The following is a 12,781-nucleotide window of genomic DNA, read 5'->3' as shown; positions in this document are numbered from 1 at the left end:
CAGCGGTTAAATCGTAATGGCACCCGGTGAAACCCCAAGAGATATCACAGTTTCCTCAGAATAATCATCTGTGTTGTAAACAATGATGCTCTGCTCTATAAAACGAGTTGCATACAGAAAATCGCCATTCGGGGTAAACGCATAGTCTGTTGCTGATTGCGGAAGATTTCCAATTACACCTGCTCCATTCGGACTGACAGAATATAAATTGCCAGTGAAGCTGTCATGTAAATACACCTCTGATCCACTCGTAAACATTACATATAGCCCGTCAGGCTCCAGCTCTTGGGTATCCCTGATCGTAAACGTATTTAAATCAATAACCGTCAAATAATTGAATAAGAATTCTTGTTCTAATACATACGCATACCGCTCCGTAGAATCTGTTTCTATGGATGATACGATAAGCTCTCGTTCAATCGTTCCTAAGACTTCACCGGTAGATAAGTCCACTTTTTGCACTAACCCAAAATTAAGAACATAGGCGAATAACCCATTGGGATCGATTGCAACATCATATCCTTCCACAGGAATCGACCTATCCACAGTTAACGTATCAATTCCAATCACATAAACCACAGTACCGGTGAAAACATAAGCAAACTCATGATTAGGGATAAAACTAATCAATCGAGGCGGCTGATCCAGCAATATAGTTGCTGTCACTGTTAATGTGTCATAATCGATGACAGAAATCACATTATTGTTGGGATGTAAGACAAACACAGCGCTTTTATCTGGCGTAATTTCAATACCTGCCGGATTGTACGGAAGAGCAATCGTTGTCACAACAGTATCGGTGTTTGTATCAATCACAGAAACTGATTGATCATTTGGATTCGCTGTAAACGCGTAGACGGGTTCCGGCTCCGGTACAAGCACAATTGTCCCCGTCACCGATAAAGGACTGCCGTAAAACGGCGGAACAACAACAAGGTTCTCAATCGTGATGTCACTGATATCCGGGCAATCATCCGATTCATCGGAATAATAGACGACTTGATCGATTTCTGCATTGTGAATGACGGAAACAGCCCCGTCCCCTTGTCCATATTGATTTCGGACAGGTGAGACACTGACGAGTAGCGTAACGGTTCCCTGCAGGCGCACTGCAAATTGAACACCGACCTCATCAGGCTCAGGCCCCGTTTGAATTAAGCAACGGTCACTGACACAAGAAAGGCTGTCTGCATTCCACGTCACGTTTGCAACAGCTTCAGCCGGATCAACGACAAACCCTTCAGGTAATTCAATCGGTGCTTGAAACATGGCTTCTCGGCTTGCTTCTCCCTCACAAAAACATAAGCACTCTTCTTGTTCTGCTCCTGCTTTTTCTTTAAAGGAAAGCTTGTTTTTTCTCATTCCTTCACTTCCTTTTCAGACATACACTGCTCACGCAGATATAACAGAATATGGAAGGGTAACGTGTTTGCTTGTACAAATTGCTGAGGGTAAACGCTTCTTTTTGAAAATATATCTCCAAACATGCGGTGTAACGAAAGAAAAAATTGCGGTTTTTTTGCGCTTCTCACAAGAATGTTGATGATAAAATATGACATATATAGAATTATGAAGGGAGGGATTTACAAACGTGACAGGTGTCATATCTTCTTCTTCCATCGGAGAAAAGATTAACGAATGGTATATGTACATACGCCGATTCAGCATACCCGATGCAGAATATTTGCGACGAGAAATCAAGCAAGAGCTGGATCAAATGGAAGAAGATCAAGACCTTAATTTGTACTATTCACTGATGGAGTTTCGGCACAACCTGATGCTTGAGTACCTTGAACCGTTAGAAAAAATGAGGATTGAGGAACAGCCGAGACTGTCTGATCTGCTGCTTGAGATTGATAAAAAACAGGCTCGTTTAACTGGTCTGCTTGAGTACTATTTTAATTTCTTCAGAGGCATGTATGAGCTGGACCAGCGGGAATATCTGTCGGCTATTAAATTTTTCAAAAAGGCCGAAAGCAAGCTGATATTCGTTAAGGATCGGATAGAGAAAGCTGAGTTTTTCTTTAAGATGTCTGAATCTTATTACTATATGAAACAAACGTATTTTTCAATGGACTATGCACGGCAAGCATATGAAATATACAAAGAAAATGAAGCTTATAATATAAGATTGCTGCAGTGTCATTCTTTATTTGCCACCAATTTTTTAGATTTAAAACAGTATGAGGATGCCGTCTCACATTTTCAAAAAGCTTATTCTATGGCAGAAGCTGAAAAGCAGCCCCAATTAATGGGAAGAACTTTGTACAATATCGGGCTTTGTAAAAACAGCCAAAGCCAATATGAGGATGCCATAACTTATTTCAAAAGAGCAATAGCTGTTTTTGAAGAATCAAATATTCTTCCTTCCTTACCTCAAGCGTATTTTTTAATTACACAGATCCATTATAAATTAGGAAAAATGGATAAAGCTCATGAATATCATAGTAAGGGAATGGCTTATTCACAAAAGGCCGGAGATGTAATATATTTATCAGAGTTTGAATTTTTAAAATCTTTATACTTATCAGGCCCGGATGAAGAAGCAATTCAAGGATTTTTTGATTTTCTCGAAAGTAAAATGTTGTATGCTGATCTTGAAGATTTCGCTATTGATGTGGCAAAATATTATCATGAACGTAAAAATTTTCAAAAAGCTTCTGCTTATTTTTTGAAGGTGGAACAAGTAAGGCAACTTATTCAAGGAGGAGTGAGTTTGTATGAAATTGAAGTCTAAACTATTACTCTCTTGTCTGGCTCTAAGCACTGTGTTCGTGGCAACAACTATTGCAAATGCACCTACACACCAAATTGAAGTTGCACAACGAGGAATGATTTAATGAATACAACCGGTTTTCATCGGTTGTTTTTTTTTGTTAAATACACAATCGGGACAAAAGTTTTATTTTTTGAATCTCTAAATATTATTACTTACTAATTTAAATTGGTTACCTCACCCACAAACATAGGAAACAAGATAATTTTCATTATATGAAAAAATAAAAATATGTTTACTTTTCCTTTTTTTTGAACTAATATATATATGACTTAAGTTCAGTATCACTTCAATTGGAGTTTAAAAATGGAGGATTTATTTTGAAAGTTCAATTCAAAAAAAGGATTAGTTTACTCATCATCATGTTTGGGATCGCAGTTTCCTCACTGGGTGTTACACAGGCGGTTCATGCAAAAGCAAATACGAGCGATTCAAGGGTGCATTTTACTTTCAGATGGTACAGCCCTTACGACTATACAACTGCTCGAAGAAAACAAAATAGAAGCTACATGTATATGCATCTCCTAAAGAAAGATGATGGAGGTAAATTTAATGTATGGGCAGAGGCAGATAAAAACGTTCACTCTGGCGGGCGCGACTGGCACAATGTATCCGGTGGTGGAACTCACGAAGGAACAGTACACCCGGGTCATACATACTTATTTTCCAACACTGCTGTTGAAGATTACGGGAGAAATGTACCCGTAAGGTTTGGCGGTTACAGCCGCAGCAGTGATTCCTTCTCAACTGATTGGAGTCCTGACAGCGTAAAACCTAAGGGAAATTACACAATCTATTAATAGCTTTCTCAAAACAAAGCGATCTTACATTAAACATGTAAGATCGCTTTTTAAGGTAAAAATAATATCCACTCTTCAAGATTGTTTATTAAAATAAAACTATCCAAAACTCACACAGAGTTTTAATAAAAAAACAGGAGCCTCGCACATGATTTCTTTCTTTTTAAAGCGTTTATTGAAAAATAAAGAGATTTATTTTTCTTTATTCATTAGTATCGTTCTTATGATCGTCAGTTATCTAGGTATACTCTTCTTTCATCAGAAGATCAATCTTCCTTATGAAATCCATAACTCACCGTTTTTATCGAATATTGCAGAAGGAAATACAACCTCAGCTCAGACTGTCTGGATTCTCATTCTTCCGTTATTAGCATCACTTCCAATGTCCGGTATGTACCGTGAAGATAAAAATACTGGATTTTTTATGAATGTTATAACAAAAACAACTAAAAAGAAATACTTTACAGTATTATTCGGATTGAATGTTGTGATTTCTTTTTTGGTTATTTTTTTACCGTTATTATTAAACCTTTACTTGCTGATGATGACATATCCTTCAGTAAATCCGGACGGAATTGTCAATTATATGGACCCAATCGTTTTGGGCGGAACTGATTTAGCAAACCTTTATTATGAAAACTCGCTGATTTATACTCTCATTTTATTTATACTAAATGGTTTGTACGGTGCCATTCTCTCTTCCATTGGATTAGCTTTATCATTTTTTATTAAAAAGAAATATTTTGTTTATATCATACCTTTCTTAATTAATTTGATAGGCTTTACTTTACTCAACAACCATTACAATCCAATGAAATATATTGTTAACGATGGAGGGTTTTTGAGTGTAGATAAGTTTATTTATTTGAACCTTAGCGTGTTCATTGTAACTACTTTACTTTATATGTGGGGAAAAAAACGCCGTGTTTTATTATAATACTCTAAAATCAACATTAAGAATGAAGTGGCCGGGTATCACCGTCGCATTACTGCTGCAGTTAATTGCTGTTTATTTCTTTTTTCATCAAGAAAATGGTAGTGATGATAGTTTTGTACTGGAAAATATTTTTTCCTATTGGCATCTCGTTTCTATTTTATGCCCTGCTGCCGTTGTATTTTCTGTTTTGATCTCATCCGATTACTTTTCAATTTATACTGTAATCCGAGTAAACAATGCACCTTATCTAACAATGATATACCTTTTAAAAACACTTTTATTTTCAGCAGTATACGGGATTATCATTATGGGTGAATTATATACTTTATGTGTATTCAATGATACGGGACTATTGTATGTGACCCCGATATCTTTCATCACTCATGTCTTTGCATTTATTTTCATTTGTTATGTTGTTTCATTTATTTTACTGTATTTGAATCAAATCATTGTAGTTTTTCTATTCATTCTTTTATTTTTAATTGATTACCTTGCATGTAATGGTATGCTCTTTTTAAATGGTTTTGTACTGGAATTAAGTGATTCGGCTGAATTATTATTGATTAGATTAGGGATTATGTTGTTATTATTCGGGATTTCTATAGAATCTATAAAGCGACGCAATTATTTACAGCAGGTTGAGGAGAAAGGAGCAAACTGATTGTCTTTTATGAATATGCTGAAACGTGATATTGTCATGCGTTTCAATGAAAGTAAGATTACATACTTTGTCATTAGCTTAGCTGTTGCCCTCCTTCTTTTATGCTTCCTCTGGAATAGCAATAAGACGGGACAGCTAGAACATCAAAGTTTTTCCGACAGCCTGACCACACTATTTCATTCGATGAATTTCTTTGATCTACATATCTTATATACACAGCATAGATTATCTATCCCTCTACAATGGATTAGTTTTCAAGTGCTGCCTTTGTTGATTGTGGGTAATTTTATGTTTAGTGACATTCAAATTTCTGGAGCTTATATCCTTCCAAAACTCCCCAAAAAAGGAGTATATATATTCAGCAAACTTCTGTCACTGTTTGTTCTGATTGTATCTATTTGGTGTGTATGGCTTTTTATATACATTATGTTATTTACCTCATTTAATGGCTTTACAGCAGAACTGAACAGCAAGGTAATATTATTTATGTTAATTCAAATCTTAGTTTCGTTTATGTATGCAGTTTTGCTAGAAACTTTAACTTTCATGATATCTTTTATATCAGCATTTATTATTATTGTTGCTTATATTGTAATATCTATTTTTTTTCACAGCTCTTTATTCATCGCTTCATTTGCTATGGCTGGAAAGTGGGCTTTTATTGATTATTCGCGCATGAACATTAACTACTCAGATGGTCGTTTTTTTCATGCCTCTGACTTTTTATTAATTGCACTTATTTTCTGTGCAGCTTGTACTTTTATTAGCCTAGTTTTTATTAAAAAAACAGATATTTTAGGAGAGTAAATATGACGTCGTATATCGAGTGTAAAAATATAGTAAAAAAATTAAAGGGAAATCATGTATTAGATGATATCAGTTTTTCAATTAAAGAAAACGAATTTGTCGTGTTAAGAGGCCATAATGGATCTGGAAAGACAATGATTTTAAGAGCCATCGCCGGACTGCTAACATTAACAAAAGGCGAAGTTTCTGTTAACGGCCTCGTGATCGGAAAAGATATTGACTTCTCTGAACATACAGGTCTGTTAATTGAATATCCGAGCTTCATCCCTGTCTATTCGGGATTTCAAAATCTGAAATTCCTTGCTTCTATCAAGAAAAAAGTATCTGATGAAGAAATCAAAGAAGTAATAAGAAAAGTTGGGTTAGACCCCGAAGATAAGCGTAAAGTCAAACGCTATTCTTTAGGGATGAAGCAACGCTTAGGAATTGCTCAAGCAATAATGGAAAAACCCAAATTACTTCTTTTAGATGAACCGACAAATGCCTTAGACAAAAAAGGGATTAATCTTATACTGGATATCCTAAAAACCGAAAAAGAAAACGGCACAACGATTGTAGTGGCTAGTCATGATGATACGCTATGTGAAAATAGTGTTGTCGACAGAATTATTGATATTAGTGAAGGTAAACTGGAGGATACAGATGAATAAACGTTGGATTTTCTTTATTGTTTTATTAATAATAGTAACATTCAGCTGTGTTCGTTTCTATACAGTGAATGCCCAAAATGATAAATATTCTCCAAAAAATATTAATATTGCCGCAAACCAAACAATCGATACAGGAAAAGGAATAAAATTTCATATTTTAAAACCATTAAAGCCGGTCAAGTCATTTGATAAAGATACAAATTCCATAAAATATATATACATTTTGCCTTTTAATGCTGAAAATACTTCTAATCATAAAATTACTCTAGAAGATCTTTCACCGGACGGAAAAAACTTTTTATTTTTTGGTCAGTATCAATATAATAAACAATTGATGCCTTATAATTATGATTTGCCGGATAAGTATCAATTCAATACAGAGATTCCACCAGGGAAAACAGTACTAGGATATGTAGGATTAAGTTTGTATCCCGACGAAAAAGCAAATTATAAAAATTTCAATCCTGAATCATCAAAAGTATCTGCTTATTATACTGTAATAGACGACGAATCTAATAAAAGAATTTCTTATAAAATGACTTTAAATAATTAAAAGATAAAAAAGGGCCTGGATGTAATTCAGGCCCTTTTTTATTAAAAACTATTTCACAAACCCAAGCAGCATTTCACGGATGATTTTGCTGGCTGTGTTTGCCGTTTGCTCTGAGTGGTCATACACCGGTGCGACTTCCACTAAATCAGCGCCCTTTACGTTTACCTCTGAACGCGCAATTTCATGGACGGATGCAAGCAGTTCTTTAGACGTGATGCCGCCGGCGTCAACCGTTCCTGTACCCGGTGCGTGTGCAGGGTCTAATACGTCAATGTCAATTGTGACATAAACCGGACGGCCCGCCAGCTTCGGAAGCACCTCTTTCAGCGGTTCAAGCACCTCAAATTTTGAGATGTGCATGCCGTTTTCCTTTGCCCATTCAAACTCTTCTTTCATGCCGGAACGGATTCCGAATGAATACACATTGTGCGGTCCGATCAATTCTGCCGCCTTACGGATCGGCGTGGAGTGAGAAAGCGGTTCTCCCTCATAATCAACACGAAGATCTGTATGTGCGTCAAAATGGATGATCGCAAGGTCTGGGTATTTCTTGTACATCGCTTTAATGACAGGCCATGACACGAGGTGCTCCCCGCCCATACCCATTGGGAACTTCCCTTTTTCTAAAATGCTGTCCACGTACTCTTCAATCATATCCAGGCTTCGCTGCGGATTTCCGAACGGCAGCGGAATGTCGCCGGCGTCAAAGAAGTTCAAGTCAGCCAGATCGCGGTCTAAATATGGGCTGTATTCCTCAAGGCCGATTGACACCTCACGGATTCTGCTTGGACCAAAGCGTGAGCCCGGGCGATAGCTGACTGTCCAGTCCATCGGCATGCCGTAAAGAATGGCGTCCGCTTCTTCCCACTCGGGACGGCTCGCGATAAATACTTTTCCTGAATAAGCTTCATCAAATCTCATCTATAATACCCTCGCTTTCCTGTAAAAAAGCGCAAGATTCGCTCCTGCGCCATACCTTCATTATTTAATCAGGTCACTCACAAATTTCGGCAGAACAAACGCCGCTTTATGAATATCTTTTGTGTAATATTTCGTCTCAATATCGAAGAAACGGCTGTCTTCCACTGCAAGCGGATCATATTTTTTCGAGCCAATTGTAAATGTCCACAAACCGCTTGGATATGTCGGAATGTTCGCCGTATACAGCTTCGTAATCGGGAAGATTTCCTTCACGTCGCGCTGTACATTTGTGATTAATTCCGGTGTAAACCATGGGTTGTCCGTCTGCGCAACGAAAATACCGTCTTCTTTCAGCGCTTTTGCGATTCCTGCGTAGAATCCTTTTGTAAACAGGTTTACAGCCGGTCCGACTGGTTCAGTTGAATCTACCATGATGACGTCGTATTGATTTTCAGATTTTGCAATGTGCATAAATCCGTCATCTACCTGCACGTCAACGCGCGGATCATCCAGTTTGCCTGCGATAGAAGGAAGGAACTTTTTAGAGTATTCGATAACCTTGCCGTCAATATCTACAAGTGTCGCTTTTTTCACGCTTGGGTGCTTCAGGATTTCTCTGATAACGCCGCCGTCACCGCCGCCGACTACGAGAACGTGCTCCGGATTTGGGTGCGTAAATAATGGCACATGCGCCACCATTTCGTGATAAACGAATTCGTCTTTTTCAGATGTCATCACCATGCCGTCCAAAAACAGCATGTTGCCGAACTCTTCTGTTTCCACCATTTCTAAATGCTGAAACTCCGTTTGTTCTGTATGTAACGTCTTGTTAACCTTCATCGTAATGCCAAAGTTTTTCGTCTGCTTCTCTGTGTACCAAAGTTCGCTCAATTGTCATCTCCCTTTCGAGGCTGTATTCATTTATTGTAAGCGTCTAATCAGCTTTTATTCTCGGTTGAAATCTCATTTTCACCTAAGGAAAAAGTATAGAGGATGGCGGGGAAAAAGTAAAGATGCGTCCTGTTCTGCGATGTTTAAAAACGATCTTTTTTTCTCATAATAGTAGAAACATAAAAAAAGGGGGAACCCGTTGTGGATGCAATGACAAATAAACGGCTGAGACTGACGCTGAAAACCGTTCGCGCCTTTATCTTTTTAGGGGCTTTTGCGGCCTTGGCGGCAGCTGCCGTGTTTATGACTGTCATTTTGATAGCCAAATACCAGGGCGCTCCCTCGGTGCAAGTGCCGCAATCCACGATTTTGTATGCGAGTGACGGCTCAAAGCTCGGGGAAACGAACTACGGCGAAAAGCGCTATTGGGTCCCCTTAAAGGACATGAATCCGACGATCGTAAAAGCGACAGTGGCGATTGAAGACCAGAATTTCTACGATCATCACGGCTTTGATTATAAACGCATGGCCGGCGCGGCGCTTGCTGACCTGAAAGCATTTGCCAAAGTTCAGGGTGCAAGCACCATCACCCAGCAATATGCCAGAAATTTATACCTTGAACACGACAAAACGTGGAAACGGAAATGGAATGAGGCGTTCTACACGATCCGTCTGGAACAAAACTATTCTAAGGACGAGATATTAGAAGGCTATTTAAATACGATTTACTACGGCCACGGCGCCTACGGCATTGAAGCAGCTTCCCGCCTGTATTTCGGCAAGCATGCCAAAAACCTGACGGATGCGGAGGCGGTGCTTTTGGCAGGAATCCCGAAAGGCCCTTCCGGCTATTCACCGTATGTCAATGAGACGAAGGCCAAGGAACGCCAGAAAACGATTGTGCGGATGATGGAAAAGCAGCAGATGATCAGCCAAAAGAAAGCGGATGAATTGATCAAGGAACCTCTTTCCTATCAGCCTTTGAATAAACAAGTTTCCAAGAGAAAGGCTCCTTATTTCTACGACAATGCGATGAGAGAGCTGGAAAAAAAGCTCGGCATGACACGGGAGCAAATTGAAACGAGCGGGTTAAACGTCTATACAACGGTAGATAAACGGATGCAGCGCATCGCCGAGGAGACCATTACCGAAACGGTTAACGGGGGATCTGACATTCAAGTCGGGTTTTCAGCCATTGATCCCCGCACCGGAAACGTTCTCGCCCTTGTCGGCGGCAGGGATTATCAAAAAAGCCCGTTTGACCGGACGACACAGGCGAAGCGCCAGCCTGCTTCGACGATCAAGCCGTTGCTGTACTATAAAGCGATTCAGAGCGGATTTACGCCAGTCACTTTGATGAAAAGCGAAGAAACCGAGTTTCAAATTGATGCAAAGGGAGAAACCTATTCTCCAAGCAACTATAACGGATACTATGCCAACAAGCCGATTACGCTTCTGCAGGCGCTGGCGCTTTCCGACAATATTTACGCTGTGAAAACGCATCTTTTTCTCGGCACGAACAAACTTGTAAAGACGGCAAAGGAATTCGGCATTACCGCCCATCTTCAAGCACTGCCGTCCCTGGCACTCGGCACCGAACCCGTACGTCCGATTGAGATGGTCAACGCCTATGCCATGCTCGCAAATGGCGGAAAGAAAATCGAACCGACTTTTATTTCAAGGGTAACGGACGCAGCCGGCCACGTGCTGTACGAAAACCCGAATCAGCATAAACAAGTGCTTGATGAAAAAGCCGCTTTTGTCACAGCGAGTATGATGACAGGCATGTTTGATACCGATTTAAATGGATATACGTCGGTAACGGGGCGAACGATAGCCAACCGCCTGACAAGAACGTATGCCGGAAAATCAGGAACCACCAGCGCAGACAGCTGGATGATCGGCTTCAATCCGAAGCTGGCCGCAGGTGTTTGGACCGGCTATGACAAAAACAGCACCATCGACTCGGTCGAAGAAAAAAGCTATGCTAAAACCATTTGGGCGGACTTCATGGAGGACGCGCTCAAAGGCGAACCAGAAACCGCGTTCAAGCCGCCAAAAGGCGTAACCGGTGTGTACATTGATCCGGAAACAGGCTACTCATCAGGTCCCGGCTGTGCCGCTAAGCATTACACATATTTTGTGAAAGGCACAGAACCAGCAAACATGTGCTACGGGGCAGAACCAGCAAAACAAACAAAAGACCGGCTTCCATCCAAAGAAAAGCCCGCTTCCGAGAAAAAGTGGTGGGACAAATGGCTGGGGCGACATCATTGAAAATAACCCGGCTCCTCGGAGGCCGGGTTATTCGTATGGTTCCTTCATAATCGATGGAAGAATGTTAAACAATCGAGCTGAACAATCAGTTTTGGGATAAAGTGGTGAAATTCTCATTTCTTCGACGCCAGCTTTCATCTCCCAGTCGCCGACTCATATCCCCCTAAAAATGAAAAACCCCGAGTCTTGTTTCGGCTCGGGATTTTCCATGTCCTATTTCTGTATCACCAGTTTACTCAATGTTTACAAAAAATATCTCAAATACTTTAAAAGTTCACAGAAAATTCACAAATTAATTATCTTCCGGAAGCAGGCTTGTTTTTAATTCATCTGATGAACGGTCCCATAGGCCCTGATCATGCTTTTTCAGAAATTCGCCTAGTACACGCTTCGAGCTGTCGTCCATTTTATCAACGATGATTTTCCGTTTCATGGATTTATCCATCAAATTCACATGCTCAGGCAGCGACTTGTAGCCTCTTCTGATGCTTCTGTCGACCGTCATTTCACAGGCTGTCACACCAGCGTAATAAGGCCCCTCTTCTTTTCTGTCAATCGTTACCCACACAAGCCAGTATGGTTTTCCGTTCGGCACTTCTTCTTTATTCGGGAGAAATTTAATTCCTTTTTCAACGGTGCTGCGGGCATGCATGGCGCCGATGTCTACGAACGCTTCTTTTTCCTCTACATCAACGAATACGGGAGAAATGTTATCAAGGCTGAGTGCCCCTACGCCAAAACCGCCGTGTCCGTCTGTCGGATCACTTTTGATAATATTAAACCCGATTGATTTTTTCTTTTTTTCTTCCATGAAGTTCTACCTCCTACAAAAGCGGTTGAAATATCGCTGAAAACAGCTTTAAAATCGAATCTCTTCCTGCATTGAGCATCGGCCACAGCACGTAAGATCCTAGCGGTGTCACAAACAGCACCAAAAATACGATAAAGCCGTAGCTCTCCGCCTGCGTCATTTTGGCACGCACGCCCGGCGGAACGAGATCTTCTATAATTCGATAGCCATCGAGCGGAGGAAGCGGCAGCAGATTAAATAAAAACAAGACAAGATTCAGCTGTATCCAAATAGAAAAAAACTGATCCAGCCCCGTGCTGAACGCCGCAAGCATTTCCATTCCGTACGCATGCATCAACACTAACAAAAAGAAACCAATAAACGCAAGAATCAGGTTACTGACGGGCCCGGCTATAGATACGAGCACACCGGCAAGCCGGGGTTTCTTAAAGAAGCGGCGATTCACGGGAATGGGGCGCGCCCACCCGAATCCGGCCACCAGAATCAAAATGGTTCCGAACGGATCAAGGTGTTTAATGGGATTCAGCGTCAGTCTTCCTTGTTTTTTCGCCGTATCGTCACCGAATTTGTATGCGACATAAGCGTGGGCAAGCTCGTGCATCGTAAACGACACAATTAGCGTGATGACGAGGTATGGCATTAAAGATAACGGATAATATAAAAAACGGTCCAAGTGAGATATCCCTCTTTCTCAAAA

Annotated in this window: 15 protein-coding genes; 9 read left to right on the top strand and 6 right to left on the bottom strand. The window is 40.3% G+C overall.

The genetic code is table 11. The annotated features are described in order from the left end of the window. Nucleotides 1-6 precede the first annotated feature (6 nt). Nucleotides 7-1,362, bottom strand: coding sequence for a YncE family protein (locus BGM23_RS02900; protein ID WP_046664001.1), 1,356 nt, complete (start codon nt 1,360-1,362; stop codon nt 7-9). Next, nucleotides 1,359-1,559 carry a hypothetical protein gene (locus BGM23_RS22365; protein WP_029726081.1) on the bottom strand — a complete coding sequence of 67 codons (201 nt, stop codon included), beginning with the start codon at nt 1,557-1,559 and terminating at the stop codon, nt 1,359-1,361. Before BGM23_RS22365 ends, BGM23_RS02900 begins: the two co-directional genes overlap by 4 nt. Nucleotides 1,560-1,591: 32 nt before the next feature. Here BGM23_RS22365 and rapF point away from each other — a divergent pair, with 32 nt between their 5' ends. The 8 genes from rapF to BGM23_RS02855 all read left to right on the top strand — a co-directional run bounded on the left by rapF (nt 1,592) and on the right by BGM23_RS02855 (nt 7,184). Next, nucleotides 1,592-2,737 (top strand): response regulator aspartate phosphatase RapF, encoded by a 1,146-nt coding sequence (gene rapF, locus BGM23_RS02890; protein ID WP_015714890.1) that lies wholly within the window; start codon nt 1,592-1,594, stop codon nt 2,735-2,737. Further along, entirely contained in the window at nt 2,721-2,840 is a 120-nt protein-coding gene (gene phrF / locus BGM23_RS02885) for a phosphatase RapF inhibitor PhrF (protein ID WP_009968329.1), read from the top strand. The genes rapF and phrF overlap by 17 nt, the downstream gene beginning before the upstream one ends. Nucleotides 2,841-3,096: 256 nt before the next feature. Next, nucleotides 3,097-3,576: a hypothetical protein gene (locus tag BGM23_RS02880; RefSeq protein ID WP_015714892.1), complete on the top strand. Its 480-nt coding sequence runs from the start codon at nt 3,097-3,099 to the stop codon at nt 3,574-3,576. A gap of 148 nt (nt 3,577-3,724) precedes the next feature. Beyond that, nucleotides 3,725-4,513 (top strand): membrane protein, encoded by a 789-nt coding sequence (locus BGM23_RS02875; RefSeq protein ID WP_015714893.1) that lies wholly within the window; start codon nt 3,725-3,727, stop codon nt 4,511-4,513. Beyond that, nucleotides 4,500-5,174: a hypothetical protein gene (locus tag BGM23_RS02870; RefSeq protein WP_015714894.1), complete on the top strand. Its 675-nt coding sequence runs from the start codon at nt 4,500-4,502 to the stop codon at nt 5,172-5,174. The genes BGM23_RS02875 and BGM23_RS02870 overlap by 14 nt, the downstream gene beginning before the upstream one ends. A gap of 9 nt (nt 5,175-5,183) precedes the next feature. Beyond that, nucleotides 5,184-5,981, top strand: a complete 798-nt coding sequence (locus tag BGM23_RS02865) for a hypothetical protein (RefSeq protein WP_231573542.1) — start codon at nt 5,184-5,186, stop codon at nt 5,979-5,981. 2 nt (nt 5,982-5,983) lie between these two features. Then, nucleotides 5,984-6,631, top strand: a complete 648-nt coding sequence (locus tag BGM23_RS02860; RefSeq protein WP_015714896.1) for an ABC transporter ATP-binding protein — start codon at nt 5,984-5,986, stop codon at nt 6,629-6,631. After that, entirely contained in the window at nt 6,624-7,184 is a 561-nt protein-coding gene (locus BGM23_RS02855) for a hypothetical protein (RefSeq protein ID WP_029726083.1), read from the top strand. Before BGM23_RS02860 ends, BGM23_RS02855 begins: the two co-directional genes overlap by 8 nt. A gap of 48 nt (nt 7,185-7,232) precedes the next feature. Here BGM23_RS02855 and speB read toward each other — a convergent pair whose 3' ends face one another. After that, entirely contained in the window at nt 7,233-8,105 is an 873-nt protein-coding gene (gene speB, locus BGM23_RS02850; protein ID WP_003227545.1) for an agmatinase, read from the bottom strand. A gap of 60 nt (nt 8,106-8,165) precedes the next feature. After that, nucleotides 8,166-8,996 carry a spermidine synthase gene (gene speE / locus BGM23_RS02845; protein ID WP_003227543.1) on the bottom strand — a complete coding sequence of 277 codons (831 nt, stop codon included), beginning with the start codon at nt 8,994-8,996 and terminating at the stop codon, nt 8,166-8,168. A 201-nt stretch (nt 8,997-9,197) separates the two neighbouring features. On the opposite strand from speE, the gene BGM23_RS02840 reads away from it, so the two are divergent. Next, nucleotides 9,198-11,273: a transglycosylase domain-containing protein gene (locus BGM23_RS02840; RefSeq protein WP_046664002.1), complete on the top strand. Its 2,076-nt coding sequence runs from the start codon at nt 9,198-9,200 to the stop codon at nt 11,271-11,273. 292 nt (nt 11,274-11,565) lie between these two features. Here the strand turns inward: BGM23_RS02840 and BGM23_RS02835 are convergent, their stop codons facing one another. Beyond that, on the bottom strand, nt 11,566-12,084 hold the full coding sequence (locus BGM23_RS02835; protein ID WP_015250981.1) for a YwhD family protein: 519 nt from the start codon (nt 12,082-12,084) through the stop codon (nt 11,566-11,568). A 13-nt stretch (nt 12,085-12,097) separates the two neighbouring features. Beyond that, on the bottom strand, nt 12,098-12,757 hold the full coding sequence (locus BGM23_RS02830) for a site-2 protease family protein (RefSeq protein WP_003243167.1): 660 nt from the start codon (nt 12,755-12,757) through the stop codon (nt 12,098-12,100). Nucleotides 12,758-12,781 lie beyond the last annotated feature (24 nt).

This window comes from Bacillus sp. FJAT-14266 (assembly GCF_001719225.1).
Classification (GTDB): domain Bacteria; phylum Bacillota; class Bacilli; order Bacillales; family Bacillaceae; genus Bacillus; species Bacillus subtilis.
The sequence above is the reverse complement of the archived record's forward strand: the minus strand, read 5'-3'. Positions and strand labels throughout refer to the sequence as shown.

What these genes read in the sequence shown, in the direction of transcription:
- BGM23_RS22365 (WP_029726081.1), bottom strand. Translation starts at nt 1,559, where the DNA reads ATGTCATATTTTATCATCAACATTCTTGTGAGAAGCGCAAAAAAACCG.
- BGM23_RS02900 (WP_046664001.1), bottom strand. Translation starts at nt 1,362, where the DNA reads ATGAGAAAAAACAAGCTTTCCTTTAAAGAAAAAGCAGGAGCAGAACAA.
- speB (WP_003227545.1), bottom strand. Translation starts at nt 8,105, where the DNA reads ATGAGATTTGATGAAGCTTATTCAGGAAAAGTATTTATCGCGAGCCGT.
- BGM23_RS02865 (WP_231573542.1), top strand. Translation starts at nt 5,184, where the DNA reads ATGAATATGCTGAAACGTGATATTGTCATGCGTTTCAATGAAAGTAAG.
- phrF (WP_009968329.1), top strand. Translation starts at nt 2,721, where the DNA reads ATGAAATTGAAGTCTAAACTATTACTCTCTTGTCTGGCTCTAAGCACT.
- BGM23_RS02875 (WP_015714893.1), top strand. Translation starts at nt 3,725, where the DNA reads ATGATTTCTTTCTTTTTAAAGCGTTTATTGAAAAATAAAGAGATTTAT.
- BGM23_RS02835 (WP_015250981.1), bottom strand. Translation starts at nt 12,084, where the DNA reads ATGGAAGAAAAAAAGAAAAAATCAATCGGGTTTAATATTATCAAAAGT.
- BGM23_RS02855 (WP_029726083.1), top strand. Translation starts at nt 6,624, where the DNA reads ATGAATAAACGTTGGATTTTCTTTATTGTTTTATTAATAATAGTAACA.
- BGM23_RS02860 (WP_015714896.1), top strand. Translation starts at nt 5,984, where the DNA reads ATGACGTCGTATATCGAGTGTAAAAATATAGTAAAAAAATTAAAGGGA.